Below are 19,551 nucleotides of genomic sequence, written 5' to 3'. Positions count from 1 at the left end.
TGTGTGACGCTCATCAGGAGCCGAGCAGGCTCGTTCCGTAGACGCTCGCGTACGCGACGATGTTCAGCCAGAAGACCGAGACGAGGGCGAGACCCGTGAGCAGAATGAGCACCAGTGGGCCGATTTTTCGGCGCCATCCGAGCGTGAGAGCACCGGCGAAGGCGAGGATCGGAAAGAACACGGCGGCCAACAACACAAACCAGCCGTAGCCGCTCAATCCGAGCGGGCCGCTCGCTTGTCGAATGAGCAAGTCGACCGCGTTCCACACCGCGTAGGCGTAGAAGAGGCCGAAAAGCCCGCTGACTGTCGCTATCAACCACGTGGGCAGTGCTGACCTTCGCGCGGCAGACGTGCCAGTTGTCGATGCCATCATGTTCCGACCGCTCCCACCATGATGAAAGGCCACGGCAGCAGTACGAGCACTCCCACAATCAGCATGGACAGCCGCAACCACAGTTTCGAGCGCCGTGTGAGAAGAAAGACAGTGAGGAACCAGATCGGCGATGCCGCAACGGCGAGCCACAGACTCACTTGGAAACCCACTGGCGAGACGAGGAACTGGGCGTAGTCAGCGAGGCGAAGACCGCCAAGGAGCCACCCGATGGTCCATAGAAGGTAGACACCCCCGAGAACCCCCAGCGTCACCAGCGCTGCATTCCCCATGCCGCCTGGAGCTTTTTGCCCCGCGCTCGGAGTTTCCTGCTCGGATTCCGGTGCGTCTGCCGCGTCTTCATGTGGTCTACTCCCCCGGCCCACAGCGGTGTAGCCCGCAGGGAGAGAATCTGCGGGATCTCGCGAAACCACATCGAGCGTCGGATCATCGTCACCGCTCCAAGAAAGAGCGTCATCTTCACCGCGGGCCATTCGCCAACCTTATCCGCGTTCCAAAGCAAACGCGCACAAAACGCACGAAGACCCGAGCACGTCACTTGATGCGGTGGCGTGCTCGGGCCGGAGCCGTGCCGGTTAGGAACGGCGGTCTATCGTGACTAGCGAGCGGCGGAACCCTCGGTGTAGTCCTCGTCGGTCTGCTTCCATGCGAACAGGGCGCGGAGTTCCTTGCCCGTTGCCTCGATGGGGTGGCCCTGGGCCTTCTCGCGAAGCGCGAGGAACTCTGGGGCACCAGCATCCTGGTCATCGATGAATCGCTTGGCGAACGCACCGGACTGAATGTCTCCGAGAACCGCTTGCATGCTCTTTTTGACCTCGGGAGAAATCACGCGCGGTCCCGAGACGTAGTCACCATACTCAGCGGTGTCCGAGATCGACCAGCGCTGCTTGGCGATCCCGCCCTCCCACATGAGGTCGACGATGAGCTTGAGCTCGTGCAGTACCTCAAAGTAGGCGATCTGCGGCTGGTAGCCAGCCTCCGTGAGGGTCTCGAAGCCGTACTGGACGAGCTGCGACACACCACCGCAGAGAACCGCCTGCTCGCCGAACAGGTCGGTTTCGGTCTCTTCAGTGAAGGTCGTCTTGATGACACCGGCACGGGTACCACCGATGGCCTTCGCGTACGACTTGGCGACATCCCACGCCTGACCGGAGGCATCGCTCTCGACTGCGATGATGTCGGGGATACCGCGCCCGGCAACGAACTCGCGACGCACGGTGTGACCGGGAGCCTTCGGCGCGATCAGGATGACGTCCACACCCTCAGGGGCATCGATGTAGCCGAAGCGGATGTTGAAACCGTGCGCAAACGCGAGCGTCTTGCCCGGCGTCAGCTGGTCCTTGATGTGGTCGGTGAAGATCGAACGCTGGTACTGGTCGGGAGCCAGGATCATGATGAGGTCGGCCCATGCCGTTGCGTCGGCAACAGACTTGACCTCGAAGCCGTCTTCCTGCGCCTTGGCGGCAGACTTCGAGCCGTCTTTGAGGGCGATGACGACCTCAACGCCCGAGTCGCGCAGGTTCTGCGCGTGGGCGTGGCCCTGCGAGCCATAGCCGACGATGGCGACCTTCTTGCCCTGGATGAGCGAGAGGTCTGCGTCGTCGTCGTAGAAGATTTCAGCCACTTTGTGTTTCTCCTTGTTCTTGGTTTTTCAATGTCAGGATTCCGCTGTTTCGCACGTGCGCGCCCCCACTATGTCGACAGGGCGCCTGCGCTAACCGCGAAGGACTCGTTCGGTAATGCTTTTGCTTCCGCGGCCCATTGCGAGCAGGCCCGACTGGGCGAGCTCTTTCACGCCGAAAGGTTCGAGAGCCCGAAGCAACGCGTCGACCTTGCCCTTGTCTCCGGTGACCTCGATCACAACAGCGTCGGGCGCATAGTCGACGACCGACGCGCGGAAAAGGTTGACGACCTCGAGAACGTTCGAACGGTTGGCGTTATCAGCGCGCACCTTGATCAGCATGTGGTGACGCTGAACCGATGCTGCGTCTTCGAGCTCGACGATCTTGATCACGTTGATCAGTTTGTTGAGCTGCTTGGTGACCTGCTCGAGAGGAAGCTGGTCGACATCGACCACGACCGTGATGCGAGAAAGCCCCGGCACCTCGGTCACACCGACAGCGAGCGACTCGATGTTGAAGCCGCGCCTAGCGAAAAGGCCAGCTACACGAGTCAGCAGACCCGGCTTGTCCTCCACTAGGAGGCTCAGGACGTGCTTGGTCATCTCAGTCCTCCTCGTCGAATGCAGGCGCGTGCTCGCGGGCGTACTGCACGTAGCTGTTGCTTACGCCCTGAGGCACCATGGGCCAGACCATGGCGTCCGCACTCACCACGAAATCGATCACGACGGGCCGATCGTTCGTCTCCAACGCCGTCTGGATCGCGGCATCCACGTCTTCTTCTCGTTCCACACGGATGGCAAGGCAGCCATACGCTTCAGCGAGCTTCACGAAGTCGGGAATTCGAATGGAATTGTGCCCGGTGTTGAGATCGGTATTCGAATAGCGGCCGTCGTAGAAGAGCGTCTGCCACTGCCGGACCATCCCGAGGGACGAGTTGTTAATAATCGCTACCTTGATCGGGATGTTGTTGATCGCACAGGTGGCGAGTTCCTGGTTTGTCATCTGGAAGCATCCGTCACCGTCGATCGCCCATACAACACGATCAGGCTCGGCAACCTTGGCTCCCATTGCAGCCGGAACCGAGTAGCCCATCGTGCCAGCGCCACCTGAATTCAGCCAAGAATTCGGACGTTCATACTTGATGAACTGTGCGGCCCACATCTGGTGCTGACCGACGCCGGACGCGTACACGCCTTCGGGCCCCGTCATCTCTCCGATGCGTTGAATCACGTACTGGGGCGCCATGAGTCCGTCGGTCGGCTGCGAATAGCCGAGCGGGAATTCGTTGCGAAGACCGTCGAGGTAGGACCACCACTCGGCGGTATCGGGCTCTCCCTCGGAAACGGCGCCGTGGTAGGCGGCTTCGAGGTCGACAAGCACATCGCGAAGATCTCCCACAATCGGCACATCTGCGTATCGGATCTTCGAGATCTCGGCTGGATCGATGTCTACGTGAACCACCTGCGCGTTCGGAGCGAACAGCGCGGCCTTCCCGGTAACACGATCATCGAATCGCGCGCCGAGGGCGACGATCAAGTCAGCTTCTTGAAGGGCGAGAACAGCGGGGACCGTGCCATGCATGCCCGGCATGCCGAGGTGCTGCTGGTGCGAATCGGGAAAAGCGCCTCTTGCCATCAGGGTCGTGACGACAGGTGCGCCCGTTGCCTCAGCCAACGCAAGCAGTTCGCGTGATGCACGAGCTCGGATGACGCCACCACCGACGTAAAGCACGGGCTTCTGAGCGCTCGCGAGCAACTGCGCCGCAGCGTGAATCTGTTTTCCGTGCGCTTTCGTCACCGGACGGTAGCCAGGCAGATCGATCTTGGGCGGCCAGATGAACGGCGCCTCGGCCTGCTGCGCATCTTTCGTGATGTCGACAAGCACCGGGCCCGGTCGACCAGTGCTCGCGATTTCGTATGCCGCAGCGATAGCGCCGGGAATTTCTTCCGGCGTCTTCACGAGAATCGAGTGCTTCGTGATTGGCATCGTGATTCCGACGATGTCTGCCTCTTGGAACGCATCCGTTCCCATGAGCGTGCTGAAGACCTGACCCGTGATGGCCACGATCGGCACTGAGTCCATGTAGGCGTCAGCAATCGCGGTGACAAGGTTGGTTGCTCCCGGACCGGACGTTGCGATTGCGACGCCCGTTCGGCCGGAAGCTGACGCGTACCCTTCGGCGGCGTGGCCCGCGCCCTGCTCATGGCGCACGAGAATGTGACGGATCTCTTCGGTGTCCATGAGCGGGTCGTAGACCGGCAAGATGGCGCCGCCGGGAAGACCGAAGACGTCGGTCACCCCCAGAAGCTCCAGAGAACGGACGACCGCTTGTGCGCCCGTGAGCACGGGCGCCGATGCGCTTCGAGCGGGGGGCCGGGGAACGGCCGTGGCGGATTCGGCGGGCATGGTGAATAACCTCGAGTTCGGCAAAAGCGGATGAATGTCTGATCAGCCTGTGGTTGCGCCTTCAGCGGCGGAACGCACGAGCTTCGAGTACTTGGCAAGAACGCCACGGGTATAGCGGGGAGGTAGCGGTTCCCAGCCTTCGCGGCGGGAGCTGAGCTCTGCCTCATCGACGAGTAGGTCGAGAGTGCGAGCTGCGATATCGACCCGTATCAGATCACCATCGCGCACGAATGCAATTGGACCTGCGTCCACTGCTTCGGGTGCTATGTGGCCGATGCACAGGCCGGTTGTGCCGCCTGAGAATCTTCCGTCTGTCAAGAGTAATACATCTTTACCGAGACCGGCGCCCTTGATGGCTGCTGTGATGGCGAGCATTTCGCGCATTCCCGGTCCACCCTTAGGACCTTCGTAACGAATGACGATCACATCGCCCGCCATGATTTCGCCGTTGGTAAGTGCATCCATCGCACCACGCTCGCGCTCGAAGACCTTGGCGGGCCCCTCGAATACCGCGGCATCGAAGCCTGCTGTCTTGACCACCGCTCCGTCGGGTGCGAAGGATCCCTTGAGGATCGTGATTCCGCCGGTGGCGTGGATGGGGTTATCGAGCGTACGGATAACGGTGCCATCGATGGGGTCGGGATTCAGCGCCTCGAGGTTCTCGGCAACGGTCCTACCGGTGACCGTCAGCGCGTCACCGTGCAACAGCCCGGCATCGAGCAGTGCCTTCATCAGCACCGGAATGCCGCCGTGGCGATCGACATCGGCCATGACGAACTGTCCAAATGGCTTCATATCGGCGAGGTGCGGCACCTTGTCACCGATGCGGTTGAAGTCATCGAGCGTGAGTTCGACTTCGGCTTCACTGGCGATCGCGAGCAGATGCAACACGACGTTGGTTGAACCACCCAGTGCCATCGCGACGGTAATTGCGTTTTCGAAAGCTTTCTTGGTCATGATGTCGCGAGCGGTGATGCCCAGGCGCAGCATGTTGACGACCGCTTCGCCAGAACGATGGGCGAAGTAGTCGCGGCGACGGTCTGCGGAGGGCGGCGATGCCGAACCCGGCAGGCTCATCCCGAGCGCTTCAGCCACCGACGCCATTGTGTTCGCGGTATACATGCCACCGCACGCGCCTTCGCCAGGAGCGATTGCGCACTCGATGCGCTTGAGGTCTTCTTCACTCATGTTTCCGGCTTTGCACGCTCCGACGGCTTCGAAGGAGTCAATGATCGTGACTTCCTTCTCGGTGCCGTCGCTGAGCTTCACCCAACCTGGCGCGATCGATCCCGCGTAGAGAAAGACGCTCGAGAGGTCGAGCCGCGCAGCCGACATCAGCATGCCGGGCAATGACTTGTCGCAGCCTGCCAAGAGGACCGAGCCGTCGAGGCGCTCAGCCATCATGACGGTTTCGACTGAGTCCGCAATGACTTCGCGTGACACGAGCGAAAAGTGCATTCCCTCGTGCCCCATAGAGATTCCGTCCGAGACGGAAATCGTGCCGAACTGTAGCGGGTAGCCGCCACCTGAGTGCACGCCCTCTTTTGCTCCCTGAGCGAGTCGGTCAAGGCTCAGGTTGCAGGGAGTGATCTCATTCCAGCTGGACGCGATACCAATCTGTGGTTTTTCCCAGTCCTCGTCGCCCATGCCGACAGCGCGGAGCATTCCGCGAGAGGTCGTTGCTTCGATGCCATCGGTAACGACGCGGCTGCGTGGCTTGATGTCGATGGGCGCACCGGAGGTAGGTTTGATTTCAGGCATGTAACAGAGTGTATTCCTGCCTCGGCGGTCCTCGCGCGTTACGCGGGCGCGTCTCTCAGGCGGAACGAAGCTTGGCTAGGGCTAACAGCGCATGAGAGAGTGCTGCGGCGTCCGCGACCCGGACGCGTGCGTGAGTCTCGCCACTCCCGACTCGGACCCCGAGGTCCTCGGACTCAAGGCTCGCGAGTGCATCTTCGTCAGTGACGTCGTCGCCCGCGAAGAGAACAGCACTCGCGCCAAGGCGCTTCCGCAGCGCCGCAATCGCGGTGTCTTTTCCTTCGTGACGGTACGCGTACTCCAAAATGTTGTGGCCGGTGCGGCGACGCCATGATGGCGCACGTTCCGCTAGGAGGCTGTCGATACGCGACGCGGCAATCTCAGCGTCAGCAGATGCCGCAAGTCGGGTGTGAAGCCCGATCCCGAACTCTTTCGGCTCGATCCATGCACCGTCAATGTCTGCAACCGCTTGCTCGGCGCTCACGCGCACGTCATCACGCAGCGCTCTGTCTGCGGCATCCTCGTCAGAACTCTCACGAGGAGTTTCGCCCTCTCCTGGATGCCAGAACTCGGCGCCGTGAGAGCCGGCAAGGTGAACGAGCGAAGAATCGTCGTGTTCAGAAATGATCTTCAGATCGTGGAGAGTTCGTCCGGAAACGAGAGCGACCGACGTGTGTGGAGCCGCAACGAGCGCCTCCAGCGCACGGCGCGCCTCGGGCAACATGCGAGATTCCATCGGCTTGTCATTGAGCGATGCGAGTGTGCCATCAAAATCGAGGGCTATCAAAAGGTGCGCAGTTGCCGCCAGTTCTTCAAGTGCCGCCGTGACCTCTTCGGGCGACTCGACAGGCGTCGTCATGCGTTGTTCTCCGGCTCTTTCGCCTTTGCGAGTGCGTTCAGGAAAAGCTGAGACCACCGTTCGACGTCGTTTTCTCGCACTCGCTTTCGCAGCGACCGCATACGTCGCCCCTGTTCTGCAGCCGGCATTTCCACAGCGCGAACAATCGTGTCTTTAAGGCCGCCGATGTCGTGCGGGTTCATCAACAACGCGCTGCCCAGCTCATCAGCTGCGCCTGCGAACTCGCTCAGCACGAGAACACCACGGTTATCGACCCGACTCGCGACGTACTCCTTCGCGACCAAGTTCATGCCGTCGCGAAGCGCCGTGACGAGCATGACATCCGCTGCAAGGTAGAGCGCGACCATTTCTTCGCGCGGGTACGCCTGGTGCAGGTATCGAATAGCGCTGTGATCCATAGTGTCGCGATCGCCGTTGATCCGGCCGACTGTGAGTTCGATCTCGTCTCGCAACTGCATGTAAGCCTCGACGCGCTCGCGACTCGGACTTGCAACCTGCACGAGCACGACGTCTTCGACGCTCAGACGACCGTCGTTGAGCAGCTCGCCGTACGCCTTGAGACGGTGCCTGATTCCCTTGGTGTAGTCAAGGCGGTCGACGCCCAGAAGAATCTTCTTGGGGTTTCCTAGATTTTCTCGAATCTCCACCGCGCGCGCTTTGATATCTTCGCGCTGCGCCAATTCGATATACGACTCCGTGTCTATCGAAATGGGGAAAGCGCGCGCAATGGCCCGGCGGGTCGTACCGTCGGCGTTTGGGACACGGATGCCGGTGGCTTTGGTTTCGTAGTGGAACACGCGGCGCACTGCGCGGGCGAAGTTGCCGGCGTCAGCGACCCGCTGGAAGCCGATGACGTCCGCACCGAGCAGGCCCTGGATCACTTGACGCCGCCAGGGAAGCTGGGCGAAGAGGCCGTATGCCGGGAATGGAATGTGGTGAAAATATCCGATCGTCAGGTCGGGACGTAGCTCACGTACCATTTGCGGGACCAGCTGGAGCTGGTAGTCCTGCACCCACACGGTGGCGCCATCTGCTGCGGCCGCGGCAGCGGCCTCGGCAAAACGACGGTTGACCGTGACATAGGAATCCCACCATGCGCGCCGGTAGCGCGGAGCTGCGATCACATCGTGATAGAGCGGCCAGAACGTGTCGTTGGACATTCCTTCGTAGTAGTTCTGGACTTCGTCTTCGTTGAGCGAAACCGGAACCAGATGAGTGCCCTCAAAATCGAAAGGTTCAACCTCCAGGTTGGGCTTTCCCGCCCAACCGACCCACGCGCCATCCGCCTTCCGCATCACTGGCTCAAGAGCCGTCACGAGCCCGCCGGGTGAGCGCCGCCAGCCATTCTCGGAATCGGGATCGTGATCAACGGGGAGACGATTCGCGACGACAACGAACTCGGCTTTAGACACAGAACACTCCTGGTGATTCGGATTGTTCTTAATCTAACAGCGGCACACACACCCGCCCTGGGCTTGCGCTCGCCCGCCGATGCTGTCAAGAGGTGATCTCAACGCGATCTGCACGGTACCGTGGCTCTTATGCGCAAGTATCTGTTCGGCACCGGGCTCATCAACGCATTCATCATGGGTAAGCCGCTGTTCGACAGCCTCCGTGATCGCGACCATTTCACCTGGCGAAGCGTGCTCGCCTGGGCGAGTTGGATAATCACGGTCGTACTCGCCGTCGGTGCCATGGCGGATATTTATCGCGCCGGCCGGGGCAAAGGAATTCCCGGTGACTCTCCCATCGCGGGGCAAGAAGCAGAGCTCATGGAGAAGCACCTCCGCCGCCAATAGGCGTTGACTTCAGCGGCGCAGGATAAGAGCCTCGCCCTGACCGCCCCCGCCGCACAGCGCTACCGCCGCAGTTCCGCTGCCTCTGCGCATCAGTTCATGCACAGCATGGACCACGAGCCGATTGCCGCTCGCTCCGATCGGGTGACCAATAGCGATACCGCCCCCGTGCGGGTTAACGACGTCATCTCCTACGCCAAGCTCTCGCTGAGATTGCACGACAACAGCGGCAAATGCTTCGTTGATCTCGATAAAATCAAGCCCGCTTGGCTCAATCCCGTCTTTGCCGCAGGCAACCTTGATGGCGTTTGCCGGTTGAGCGTGAAGCGAGTTATCGGGACCAGCCACTTGCCCATGAGATCCGAGGCAGGCGAGTACGGCCCAACCGTTTTCATCGGCGTGAGCACGGGTGGTGAGGACAACGGCCGAGGCGCCGTCCGAAATCTGCGAGGAATTGCCCGCCGTAATCGTGCCCTCCGAAGCAAAAGCGGGGAGCAATTTCGCCAACGTGTCCGCAGTGGTCTCAGCGCGAATGCCTTCGTCGCGAGTGACGATGACTGCGGGACCTTTCGGCTGTGGAACCTCGACTTCGACGATCTCCCGATCAAAGACACCGTCCTCCCATGCGGCCGCAGCACGCTGATGAGAACGCGCAGCGACCTCGTCTTGTTGCGTCCGAGAAATCTCACGTGGGCCGTTCCCGCGCTCAGTCGAGGCCCCCATACTGTCGCTCTCGTATGCGTCCGTAAGCCCGTCATACGCCATGTGGTCGAGCACTTCCACGGAGCCGTAGTTCCACCCCTCGCGCGAGCCCATCAGCAAATGCGGAGCGTGCGTCATTGATTCCATTCCGGCGGCGACCACGACCTTTGCATCGCCCAATGCCAGCATTCGCTGCGCATCGATGACAGCGCTGAGGCCGGAAAGGCAGACTTTGTTGACGACTGCAGCGTGTGCACGCCATCCGATTCCCGCGCCGAGAGCAGCTTGCCGCGCAGGGTTCTGACCAGAACCGGCCGAGAGCACCTGACCGACGAACACTGCGTCAACAGCATCGGCGGGTATCTCGCCGGCGGCGAGAGCGCCGCGAATCGCAACTGCTCCCAATCGAGTGGCCGTGACAGACGAGAGTTGCCCCTTCAGGCGGCCCTGAGGCGTCCGTGCTGCCGCAACGATCACGATGTCATCGATCATGCTTCCTCCTTGAGAGCAATCAAAAGTTCTGGCTCTGTCGCAGACACCACGTCGTCAATGCTCACGCCGTTGGCTAGCTCGACAAGCACAAGTCCATCATCGGTCACATCGATAACGGCGAGGTCCGTGATGATGCGATCAACGACGCCGCGGCCGGTGAGCGGCAGAGCGCACTCGTTCAAAATCTTGGGTGCACCGTCTTTCGCGGTGTGCTCCATGAGCACGATCACCCGCGACGCGCCGTGAACGAGATCCATCGCACCTCCCGGCCCCTTCACCATCTTTCCGGGGATCATCCAGTTGGCCAGATCACCGCTCGCCGAAACCTGCATGGCGCCGAGAATAGCCGCGTCGATTTTCCCGCCCCGGATCATGCCGAAGCTCGTCGCGGAATCAAAAAACGAGGCGCCGGGGAGCGTCGTGACCGTTTCTTTTCCCGCGTTGATGAGGTCAGGATCGACAGCAGCGTCGTCGGGGTATGGCCCGACCCCGAGTATTCCATTCTCAGATTGAAGGATGACTGTCACCCCGGGAGGCACGTGATTGGGGACAAGCGTGGGCAACCCGATGCCGAGATTCACATACGAGCCATCCTGCAGTTCAAGAGCTGCCCGTGCAGCCATCTCGTCGCGCGTGCGCGGCATATCAGTTGCCCTTCTCTGCGGTCGAGACTGTTCGCTTCTCGATTCGCTTCTCGATATCTCGACCTACCTCGACGATGCGATGCACGTACACCCCCGGAAGATGAATCGAGTCAGGGTCGAGCATGCCCGGTTCCACGAGCTCTTCCACTTGGGCGATGCAGACGGTTCCTGCCATAGCGGCGAGCGGGTTGAAACTCCTTGCTGCCTTCGAGAACACGAGGTTCCCGTGGCGGTCGCCTCGCGCCGCGTGCACCAGTGCGAACTCCGTGACGATGGCTTCTTCAAGCACATAGGTCTTCGGATTACCGCTGACGTCAAACGTCCGAAGATCCTTTGAGGGAGAGGCGAGCGCCACTTTTCCCTCACTGTCGTAGCGCCGCGGCAGGCCGCCTTCCGCAACCTGCGTACCAACGCCGGTCTGCGTATAGAAGGCCGCGATTCCTGCTCCGCCGGCACGCAGTTTCTCCGCCAGGGTTCCCTGAGGCGTCAGCTCGAGTTCGAGTTCACCAGAGAGAAACTGGCGTTCAAACTCCTTGTTCTCGCCAACGTACGACGATGTCATCTTTCGGATTCGATGCTCACGCAACAGGATCCCGAGGCCCCAATCGTCAACTCCGCAGTTGTTCGAAACGACGGAAAGGTCGTCGATCCCAAGTTCGAACACCGCACGGATCAGCTCCATTGGGTTTCCTGAAAGCCCGAAGCCGCCGACGGCAATACTCGCTCCCGCCGGGATGTCAGCGACGGCCGCTGCCGCCGTACCCACTTCTTTGTTCACAGCGAGTACTCCTTCGTACGCTTATCTGGGACTTATCCGAGCCTCGACGATCACGCCTCGGTCTGCACGCACAACTGTTGCCATGTGGACACATTGCCGCATATTGTCCACAATATGGACAACGAAGAGTTCGAACGCCGTGGACCGAATGACGCTCCGATACCGGGAACTCAGTCGATTGCGCGCGCAGCGGCGCTGTTGCGCATCGTGAGCGGCACCAACGACGGTGTACGAACGGGGGAGCTCGCCCACCGCACCAGCATGTCCCGACCGACAGTGCACCGGCTGTTGTCTGCGCTACGCCGCGAGGGACTCGTCGACCACCTCGAGGGAACCGGATCTTGGGTACCCGGGCCCGAGCTCTATCTCATGGGGAATGCCGCTGCGGCGCGTTACGACGTCACCACTGTCGCGCGGGACATCGTACGCTCGCTCGCGATACGCACGGAAGAGAGCGCTTTTCTCTCTGTTCGTCGAGGGGATGAGACAGTCTGCCTGCTTCGCGAGGAAGGGAGCTTCCCGATCCGTTCATTCGTGCTCACCGAAGGTGTTCGCTTCCCACTCGGTGTCGCATCCGCTGGACTCGCGATTTTGTCCTTCCTTCCACCGCAGAGTATCGACGCGTTTTTTTCGCGCAATATCGAGCTGGGCACGAAGTGGGGAGCGGCCCACAGCGAGAGCCGACTGCGGCCTCGTCTAAGCGAAACGACAGAGCGCGGATTCGCGGTCAACCCGGGCCTTATTGTCGAGGGCAGCTATGGGATGGGTGCAGCCGTCTTCACTCCCGACGGCGATCCACAGTGGGCGTTGAGCCTTACTGGCGCACAGTTCAGGTTCACAGCGGAGCGCATACCCGAGCTGGGCCGAACGCTCCTCTCTCATGCCCACCAACTTTCCGCGCGATTGGCTTCTCCCCGAAATCACTGACGCTTTACATATCTCCGTTATATACTTTTGGTATGTCTCAGAGTGATGATCTCGAACGATTGGTCGTCGGTGGGCATGCGCTAGCGCGCATCGCCGCCCGAAAAACCGGCAATGACGCGCCGGCGGCCCAGTGGCGCGCCATCTCGTTACTGCGTTCAGACGGTCCTCGCCGCGTGGGCGAGCTTGCCGCGATGTGCCGCACTACGCAACCCGGGATGACAAGACTTCTCGGCCACCTTGAAGATCTTGGATTCGTCGAGCGTGCCGCTGACCCCGCCGACTCCCGAGCGACGATAGTTCGCGCGCTACCGGCCGGCGAAGCAGCACTCCAGCGCTGGCAAGAGCAGATGCGCGATGCGCTTCAGCCAATTTTTTCCGACCTTTCGGAAGCGGATTGGGCTGCGGTCAATCGAGTGGCCACGATTCTCGATGAACACACCCGGGTCGAGGCAGGGAGCATCATCCGGTGAGTGCCACAAACGAAGCCGTGTGGCGCCAACCCATGCAGGTGTGGGCTGTGCTTTTCGCCTGTGTTGTCGCATTCATGGGTATTGGATTGGTCGATCCGATTCTTCCCGCGATTGCCGACTCGCTTCATGCGACTCCCGTGCAGACCGAGCTCCTCTTCACGAGCTATCTCGTCGTCACCGGGCTTGCGATGCTCGTCACGAGTTGGATCTCGAGCCGCATCGGCGCAAAAGCGACCCTCCTCTGGGGTTTGGCGCTCATTTTCATCTTCGCCCTCTTGTGCGCCGTTAGCGGGAGCGTCGATGCCATCATCGGATTCCGCGCCGGGTGGGGGCTCGGTAACGCACTCTTCATCTCAACATCTCTCGCAACGATCGTGGGGGCGACCGCGGGCACCGCAGGTAGCACGATCATTCTTTACGAAGCGGCCCTCGGGCTCGGTATCGCAATCGGCCCGCTTCTCGGCGGCCTCCTCGGCGAAGTGAGCTGGCGAGGTCCATTCTTCGGGGTCGTCGTTCTCATGGCGATTGCACTGATCGCAGTGTCGACACTCCTTCGTGGCCCGAAATCAGAACGCCGCCCGATCCCGTTCTCCGCGCCGTTCCGCGCACTCCGGGTGCCCGCGATCGCAGTTCTCGCGACCGCTGCGTTCTTTTACAACATCGGCTTCTTCGTGCTCTTGGCGTTCTCGCCGTTTCCGCTCGGGTTCGGCGCGATGGGCATCGGCTTCACGTTCTTCGGGTGGGGCATTTCATTAGCAATCACGAGCGTGTGGGTAGCGCCGCTCATGCTGCGCCGGATGCGGCGGACCACCGCACTGCTCATCGCGCTACCGCTGCTGACGATCGACTTGATCGTCGCCGCGTTCTTTGTCGACTCCGCGGCTGGCCTCGTAACGGCGATCATCGTCGGTGGACTCATTTTGGGTGTTATCAACACGATCCTTACCGAAACCGTCATGGAGGCAACATCGCTCCCCCGCACTGTCGCGTCGTCGTCATACTCGGCGGTGCGGTTTCTCGGCGGAGCCGCGGCTCCGCCGACGGCGGCTCTTCTGTGGCACGCATACGGTGCAGCCGTTCCCTATCTGTTTGCCGCGGCATCCGTCTTGTTGGCAACGGCGACGATCGCACTCGGGCGCCGGGCACTGCGCCGCGCGGACGGACATGAAACGGATGCCGAAGAACTCGCTGAGGCAGTCGCCATCGGTGACGCGGCCTAGCTTTCGTCACGCCGGCGGCGGGCTGCTGACGTAAACCGCTACGGTGTCGCCTTTCAATACAAAGCGCACTGCCATGCCGTCAGTGAATTTTTCGCGCAGCAAGCCCGGTGCGGCTTCGTCGATGTAGTAGTCCATTGTCGGTTCGAGCCCAGGTAATGCACACGCGGCGATGGTGCCGTACCGGCCTGCGACGGCAGGATCCGCGTGCATTGCGTAAATGCACATGGTCTCCTGCCCCAAGTAAGGCGCGGTACTCGATGAGATAAGTAGGCCCGCGAAGTCGTCGTATCGCCGATAATCCTCAGAATCGACCGAGGCGCGAAGATCTTCGGGAACGTCTGCCCCCGCTATCAGATGCAATTGCGCATACGGTGTCGGCGAGCTCGTTGACACCACGACAGTCACCAAAGATGCGCTCCCGATCGCCGCGACGATGCTCGCAACCCACAGCCATCGCATGCGTGCGCTGACCGCAGGTCGCGCATCTGCGGGCTCGGCGCCAACAGTCTCTTCGGACGTGTCCTTCGCGTTCGGACCGGAAGAGATCTGCGAAGCCCCCGGCGTCGAGGCGATCTTGGCATTGCTTTCGAGGTGGCGGAGCCGCTGGAGCGCCATGAGATCGCGCGCGATATCAGCATCCGGTCCGTAGGCGCGCTGTCGCAGCACACGAAGCTCAGCGTCGTCTGACGAATCAACAGCTCCGTCGTCGGCGTCCCGTGTCACCATCGAATGCTATGGCGACGTTGACGAATAGCGCATGATCTCCCCCATCATGTCGCCCATGCCCGACAACATCACGGCAATGATCACACCCGCAAGTAGAAGCCCGATCACGAGCGTGCCGCCCAATGCCCAGAGCGGCGCGGCGCCGCGACCGGTACGTCGAATCACGACAACCGAGCGCCCGATAACGTACACAGGGCTCAGAAACTGCCATGCCCAGTGAAATGGTTTGGGCACGCCCATCGCCCTGAGATTTGCGAAGTCTCGGTAGGCGAAAAACACGTTCAAGCCGAATATGACCCAGCCCAGGCCGATGCTCAAGAGGTAGGCAGGTGAAAGGTAAAGACCCAGCATCGCCCGGTTCATCGCCATGGGATCGTTGTTGTAGAGATAGTCGACGTTGAACATGTCGCCCCACGGCACGAACATGACGAGCACCGACGGAATGATGGGCAAGAGAATGATGAGCCAGATCCAGGGTGTGTTCCAGCCTGTTCCTGGCTGCGCCTTCAGATCCTGGGCGGGAACCGTGCCGCCGTGCACGTGGCCAGTCCATGCGGCGCCATCCTAGTAGCGTGATGCGCCCGGATGCGCAGGGTCCGGGTACCAGCCGGCGGGAGCCTGTTGCGGTGTGCGATCACTCATACCTCGATGCTATGGCGAATGCGTCGCGTATGAAATGAAAAAGCCCCGCAGACTGGCGAGAGTCGACGAGGCTGATCCGTGCACCCCCTGGGACTTGAACCCAGAACCCACTGATTAAGAGTCAGTTGCTCTGCCGATTGAGCTAGAGGTGCATGATTTACAGTAAAAAACATCACTGCGAACCGAGGGTCAACATTATCATCACGACGGCCTGTACCGCGAATCGAGACCGCAACCTGCCGATATCCTTTACGAGTGACTCCAGGTAAATCAGCGCTCGACTTCGCCTCGCCATTCGACGGCAACCTGGAAGACGACCTCCTCCTTGCCCTCCGACTCGCGGATGCCGCAGATACCGTCACGATGGCGAAATTCGATGATCCCGATCTCGACATCAGCACCAAATCGGATGCCACCCACGTCACCGAAGCAGACCTCGCGGCCGAGCGAGCGATTCGGTCCCTGCTCGAGGCGGAGCGCCCGACGGATGGCGTCTTCGGGGAGGAGTTCGGGATCACCGGAACCTCGACGCGCCAGTGGATTATTGATCCGATCGATGGGACGGCCAACTATTTGAAGGGCATCCCGATGTGGACGACCCTTATTTCTCTTGCGATCGACGGAGTTCCACGCGTTGGTGTCGTCAGCCAACCTGCAATCGGTCGCCGCTGGTGGGCTGCCACGCATCTCGGAGCGTGGACCAACACCGACGGCGAACCTCGCCGATTAGGCGTGTCCAACGTGAGCACAGTTGCTGAGGCATCCTTCAGTTTTCAAAGCATCGAGCAGTGGGATGACGCTGGCCGCCTCGAGAGCCTTGTTCGCCTCACCCGAAGCGTGTGGCGCGACCGTGGCTACGGCGACGCCTGGCCATACATGCTGCTTGCCGAAGGGCGCCTTGAACTCGTCGCAGAGTTCGATGTCAAGGAATACGACATCGCAGCAATAGTTCCGATCATCTTCGAAGCGGGCGGCATGTTTACCGCCTTCAACGGGGAGCACACGATCGCCGACCGGTCGAGTTTCGCGTCGAACGGCATTTTGCACGACTCATTCCTTGCCGTTGCCCACAATGCTCCACTCACAGCCCCTGCAGAGAGCTCTTCATGACTCGACCATTCGTCGTTCGCACTTTCGCTATCGCCACGCTGCTTACAGGCGCATTGTTCGTTTCCGGTTGCACGGCGGCTGAAGAGACTACTGCTGAGCCGTCAACGGACACGACACCGTCAGAGTCGTCTTCAGAACCGACGGCAACGGTTACTCCGGAGCCGACAGAACCGGTAGACCCCACGTGCACGACAATTCTCCCGGAGTCGACCGTCGCTGACTTTGAGAGCCTCGGCTGGAGTGCGCGAGAAGACATCATGCGGGTCGGCAGTCTCAAACTGACAGGAAGCGTGCTCTGCACGTGGGGCGACTTCTCTGTCGCGACGGATCATGTACAGATATTCGGCTGGGCGCCGGCAACTGGAGCTGAGGCATCCGAGGTGCGAACCGAACTGATTGCCCAGGGGTGGATTGTTGTCGACGACGATTCGGGTGACTACGTAACCGAAAGCGCTGACACCGCCATCGCGACCGACGACGATGGCTTCGGTATGACGTATCTGTTCGAAGACGACGGTATCAAGCTGGCTGACACCAAGCAGGGCCTTCTTCTTATCGAGTGGCCGCCGGCATAACGCGCGGAATACGCACTTCGATACAGGTTCCCGCGGATAGGTCAGCTCGCAAGCTGATCGTTCCTCCCATCGACTGGACAAGTTCCCGCGCAATGGGGAGCCCTAACCCTGTTCCCGGTACGCCATCGCGGGTGGCTTGCGGACTCCGGTAAAACGGGTCGAAAATACGATCACGATCCTCAACGCTGATGCCCGGGCCCTCATCTTCGACCCCGATCACGACCACGGCACCATCGACTATTGCCGAGAGCGTGATTTTTCCCTCGCTCGGCGAGAACTTGATCGCGTTCGTCATAAGGTTCGAAAGCACTCGCTCGAAATCGGATTCCGAAACATGCAATCGGATACTCCGGTCAATTGCTGCGTCCACATGGATCCGCTTGCTACGGATCTGGTGGCCGAGATCAGAGATGCACTTTCCCACCGCGTCAACAACAACGACGTCATTTCGTCTCGCCTCGGCGTCCGTATCGCTATTTCGTTGAGCCACCAGCAACACATCGTTGACAACGCCTAAAAGCCTCAACGCGTTGCGCTGGATGACTTCGAGGTATTCCGCAGACTTATCATCGGAATCGTCGTCACGCATCTCCTCCGCGTACCCGAGGATCGACGTGATCGGGGTGCGCAGTTCATGCGACACGCTCGCCACAAAATCATTCTTTTGCTGGTTCAGTCTGCGAAGCGCATCGATTGTCGCGCGCTCGCGCTCAATTTGTAGCTGTAGCCGCTCTTCCGCCTCACGCAGCGGCGCAAGGTCCTTGATTGATGCGACCACCATTCGCCCGTCGTTCTCTTCCGACCCAATTAAGAGAGTGACTCTCGTCGTCGGCGACGTTTCCGACCCCGAACCCCATTCGAGAATTCTTGTCGCGCCGAGAGGCATTTCGGAAACGACGTCAAACAGCCGGCTCGACCGTCGAAGTTGCCATTTGCCTTCCACGTCCTCGAATGTGCCGGGCAAGAGCGTTGGTGCCACCGCGTTGATGTCCACCGCTTGGTATATCCCTTCTTCCCTTTCCTCCAGGAGTGCAAACCCGTCGGGACCGCGCTCGAAGGCATCTTGCACGAGCGCCAAAAGAGCCTGTGCGCGACGATCGCCGACGCGGCGTTCCTGCGTTGCTGCACCGATTACCAAAGTAAGCACAGCGAGTGTGAAGGCATAGAGTTGAGGAATGGCCACGACCGAGAACGGTCCCACGAAGTAGGCGAAGGCTCCTCCCCCCAACAGTGTGAGTGTGCTGACGCCCGCTGCGACGAATGCAACCTGTATGGCAGCCGTAAGCATCGATTGTGAGAGCGCAGCCCACACCAGTATGGGAACAGGCAAAAAGGTGAGCGGCGCCGGGCTTCCTGGAAAGAACGCCGCTACCACTGCTGCGGCGAGAGCAAGACTGACCGCCACGGTTTGCGGCCGCGTGGACACGCGGAATCGGACCCGATTGATAATGAAAATCGGTACGAGAATCACGATTGAAACGCCGTGCGACGCGGCCACAAGCACGAAAGTTTCCGCGAAGTCCAGCCCCGAAATTTGTGCGCCCCCAGCGACGATCACGGCGCCGACCACTGTTCCCGCGACATTCGCAATCAGAAATCGACCGACGTCGGTGACGCTCTTCAGCGTGGTCTTGCCGTCGCTGCCGGAGATAATTGCCGCGATGAGCCAAGCCTCGATCGCGCTCCCGACGCCGCCAATGAGCGAGAACTGCCACAGTCTGCCAGCACCGAGCGACCCCAGGGCTGTCACCACAACGATCGCGGCCAGCACATACCAAACCTCACGTTTGCGGGCAAAGAGCGCAGCGGCCAAAGCCGTAGCTGATGCCGGCCACCACCGTGCAATGTCCGCTTCCCCCGGGTTCCGGAGCGCCATGGCGAGCGCCGATATTCCGGTCAAAACTAGAAGACCCGCGACGAGCAGAAGCCTGAGACGAGCAGGCGCGGCTTGCGACCGTGCTGCCATGCTGGTGTTGGACACGGGACGACCTCTCTGTCGTGTACGCCTACGATAGTTGAATCGACGGGCATCCATGAAAGGCGCCGTTCTTATGGCAACAGTTGCGGTAGTTGACGATGAGCAAGATATTGCGCGTCTCATAGCCGCACGATTGCAGCGTGCAGGCTACGAGGTGTCGACGTACGAAGACGGTGCCGCCGCGCTCGTTGGGCTCACCGCGGCGCCGACAGACATCGCCGTCGTCGATTGGATGATGCCGCGGCTCGATGGCATCGCACTCGCGGCAGCTCTTCGTGCGCAGGATGCGACGAAGCACATCCGCCTGCTGCTCGTCACCGCCCGTTCAGATCCCGACGATCTCGCCTTTGCACGGACGCAGGGCTTCGAAGACGTGATGACAAAGCCGTTCACGCGGGATTCACTCCTGACCGCGGTTGCACGCTTGTGCGACACGCCCTCCCTCGACGCCTGAT

The 19,551-nt window shown here is 60.8% G+C and carries 21 protein-coding genes and 1 tRNA gene; 7 read left to right on the top strand and 15 right to left on the bottom strand.

The genetic code is table 11. The features are described from left to right. Positions 1-13: 13 nt before the first annotated feature. The 8 genes from G6N83_RS12545 to G6N83_RS12510 all read right to left on the bottom strand — a co-directional run bounded on the left by G6N83_RS12545 (position 14) and on the right by G6N83_RS12510 (position 8,448). On the bottom strand, positions 14-373 hold the full coding sequence (locus tag G6N83_RS12545) for a bacitracin resistance protein (protein ID WP_165142543.1): 360 nt from the start codon (positions 371-373) through the stop codon (positions 14-16). Beyond that, the gene (locus G6N83_RS12540) at positions 370-864 is read right to left on the bottom strand and encodes a DNA polymerase III subunit gamma/tau (RefSeq protein WP_165142541.1); all 495 of its coding nucleotides are present in this window, start codon (positions 862-864) and stop codon (positions 370-372) included. The genes G6N83_RS12545 and G6N83_RS12540 overlap by 4 nt, the downstream gene beginning before the upstream one ends. A 125-nt stretch (positions 865-989) precedes the next feature. Beyond that, complete coding sequence (ilvC, locus tag G6N83_RS12535; protein WP_165142539.1) at positions 990-2,015, bottom strand: ketol-acid reductoisomerase; 1,026 nt, start codon at positions 2,013-2,015, stop codon at positions 990-992. 90 nt (positions 2,016-2,105) lie between these two features. After that, a complete protein-coding gene (ilvN, locus tag G6N83_RS12530; protein WP_165142537.1) occupies positions 2,106-2,615 on the bottom strand; it encodes an acetolactate synthase small subunit in 510 nt (169 codons plus the stop codon). 1 nt (position 2,616) lies between these two features. Then, the gene (locus G6N83_RS12525) at positions 2,617-4,419 is read right to left on the bottom strand and encodes an acetolactate synthase large subunit (protein ID WP_165142535.1); all 1,803 of its coding nucleotides are present in this window, start codon (positions 4,417-4,419) and stop codon (positions 2,617-2,619) included. A 42-nt stretch (positions 4,420-4,461) separates the two neighbouring features. Next, entirely contained in the window at positions 4,462-6,180 is a 1,719-nt protein-coding gene (gene ilvD, locus G6N83_RS12520) for a dihydroxy-acid dehydratase (RefSeq protein WP_165142533.1), read from the bottom strand. A 55-nt stretch (positions 6,181-6,235) separates the two neighbouring features. Next, positions 6,236-7,036 carry a trehalose-phosphatase gene (gene otsB, locus G6N83_RS12515; RefSeq protein ID WP_165142531.1) on the bottom strand — a complete coding sequence of 267 codons (801 nt, stop codon included), beginning with the start codon at positions 7,034-7,036 and terminating at the stop codon, positions 6,236-6,238. Beyond that, on the bottom strand, positions 7,033-8,448 hold the full coding sequence (locus G6N83_RS12510) for an alpha,alpha-trehalose-phosphate synthase (UDP-forming) (RefSeq protein WP_165142529.1): 1,416 nt from the start codon (positions 8,446-8,448) through the stop codon (positions 7,033-7,035). The genes otsB and G6N83_RS12510 overlap by 4 nt, the downstream gene beginning before the upstream one ends. 129 nt (positions 8,449-8,577) lie before the next feature. Between G6N83_RS12510 and G6N83_RS12505 the strand changes: the two genes are divergently transcribed. After that, on the top strand, positions 8,578-8,835 hold the full coding sequence (locus G6N83_RS12505) for a protein BatD (protein WP_165142527.1): 258 nt from the start codon (positions 8,578-8,580) through the stop codon (positions 8,833-8,835). A 9-nt stretch (positions 8,836-8,844) separates the two neighbouring features. Here the strand turns inward: G6N83_RS12505 and G6N83_RS12500 are convergent, their stop codons facing one another. Genes G6N83_RS12500 through G6N83_RS12490 form a run of 3 tightly spaced genes read right to left on the bottom strand, consistent with a single transcriptional unit; the run spans position 8,845 to position 11,448 of the window. Then, positions 8,845-10,026 carry an acetyl-CoA C-acetyltransferase gene (locus G6N83_RS12500; protein WP_165142525.1) on the bottom strand — a complete coding sequence of 394 codons (1,182 nt, stop codon included), beginning with the start codon at positions 10,024-10,026 and terminating at the stop codon, positions 8,845-8,847. Continuing rightward, the gene (locus G6N83_RS12495; RefSeq protein WP_183408394.1) at positions 10,023-10,670 is read right to left on the bottom strand and encodes a CoA transferase subunit B; all 648 of its coding nucleotides are present in this window, start codon (positions 10,668-10,670) and stop codon (positions 10,023-10,025) included. Before G6N83_RS12495 ends, G6N83_RS12500 begins: the two co-directional genes overlap by 4 nt. 1 nt (position 10,671) lies before the next feature. Then, positions 10,672-11,448, bottom strand: a complete 777-nt coding sequence (locus G6N83_RS12490) for a CoA transferase subunit A (protein WP_165142523.1) — start codon at positions 11,446-11,448, stop codon at positions 10,672-10,674. Between the two features lie 114 nt (positions 11,449-11,562). On the opposite strand from G6N83_RS12490, the gene G6N83_RS12485 reads away from it, so the two are divergent. From G6N83_RS12485 to G6N83_RS12475, 3 genes are read left to right on the top strand one after another with little or no spacing between them, the layout of a single operon-like run. After that, positions 11,563-12,375, top strand: a complete 813-nt coding sequence (locus G6N83_RS12485; protein WP_165142521.1) for an IclR family transcriptional regulator — start codon at positions 11,563-11,565, stop codon at positions 12,373-12,375. A gap of 32 nt (positions 12,376-12,407) precedes the next feature. Further along, the gene (locus G6N83_RS12480; protein ID WP_165142519.1) at positions 12,408-12,845 is read left to right on the top strand and encodes a MarR family winged helix-turn-helix transcriptional regulator; all 438 of its coding nucleotides are present in this window, start codon (positions 12,408-12,410) and stop codon (positions 12,843-12,845) included. 32 nt (positions 12,846-12,877) lie between these two features. Continuing rightward, the gene (locus G6N83_RS12475) at positions 12,878-14,065 is read left to right on the top strand and encodes an MFS transporter (RefSeq protein WP_165143461.1); all 1,188 of its coding nucleotides are present in this window, start codon (positions 12,878-12,880) and stop codon (positions 14,063-14,065) included. Positions 14,066-14,071: 6 nt separating this feature from the next. Here the strand turns inward: G6N83_RS12475 and G6N83_RS12470 are convergent, their stop codons facing one another. The 3 genes from G6N83_RS12470 to G6N83_RS12460 all read right to left on the bottom strand — a co-directional run bounded on the left by G6N83_RS12470 (position 14,072) and on the right by G6N83_RS12460 (position 15,585). Continuing rightward, positions 14,072-14,788 (bottom strand): hypothetical protein, encoded by a 717-nt coding sequence (locus tag G6N83_RS12470; RefSeq protein ID WP_165142517.1) that lies wholly within the window; start codon positions 14,786-14,788, stop codon positions 14,072-14,074. Between the two features lie 9 nt (positions 14,789-14,797). Next, positions 14,798-15,331 carry a hypothetical protein gene (locus G6N83_RS12465; protein WP_165142515.1) on the bottom strand — a complete coding sequence of 178 codons (534 nt, stop codon included), beginning with the start codon at positions 15,329-15,331 and terminating at the stop codon, positions 14,798-14,800. 181 nt (positions 15,332-15,512) lie between these two features. Continuing rightward, positions 15,513-15,585 (bottom strand) — tRNA-Lys (locus tag G6N83_RS12460). Positions 15,586-15,688: 103 nt separating this feature from the next. On the opposite strand from G6N83_RS12460, the gene G6N83_RS12455 reads away from it, so the two are divergent. Together G6N83_RS12455 and G6N83_RS12450 are read left to right on the top strand one after the other, a co-directional pair. Further along, a complete protein-coding gene (locus tag G6N83_RS12455; RefSeq protein ID WP_165142513.1) occupies positions 15,689-16,543 on the top strand; it encodes an inositol monophosphatase family protein in 855 nt (284 codons plus the stop codon). After that, positions 16,540-17,118: a hypothetical protein gene (locus tag G6N83_RS12450; RefSeq protein WP_165142511.1), complete on the top strand. Its 579-nt coding sequence runs from the start codon at positions 16,540-16,542 to the stop codon at positions 17,116-17,118. Before G6N83_RS12455 ends, G6N83_RS12450 begins: the two co-directional genes overlap by 4 nt. Here G6N83_RS12450 and G6N83_RS12445 read toward each other — a convergent pair. Then, positions 17,096-19,099 carry a sensor histidine kinase gene (locus tag G6N83_RS12445; protein WP_165142509.1) on the bottom strand — a complete coding sequence of 668 codons (2,004 nt, stop codon included), beginning with the start codon at positions 19,097-19,099 and terminating at the stop codon, positions 17,096-17,098. The genes G6N83_RS12450 and G6N83_RS12445 overlap by 23 nt on opposite strands. Positions 19,100-19,169: 70 nt before the next feature. Here G6N83_RS12445 and G6N83_RS12440 point away from each other — a divergent pair, with 70 nt between their 5' ends. Further along, on the top strand, positions 19,170-19,550 hold the full coding sequence (locus G6N83_RS12440; RefSeq protein WP_165142507.1) for a response regulator transcription factor: 381 nt from the start codon (positions 19,170-19,172) through the stop codon (positions 19,548-19,550). Position 19,551 lies beyond the last annotated feature (1 nt).

The organism is Microbacterium endophyticum (assembly GCF_011047135.1).
GTDB lineage: Bacteria > Actinomycetota > Actinomycetes > Actinomycetales > Microbacteriaceae > Microbacterium > Microbacterium endophyticum.
The sequence above is the reverse complement of the archived record's forward strand: the minus strand, read 5'-3'. Positions and strand labels throughout refer to the sequence as shown.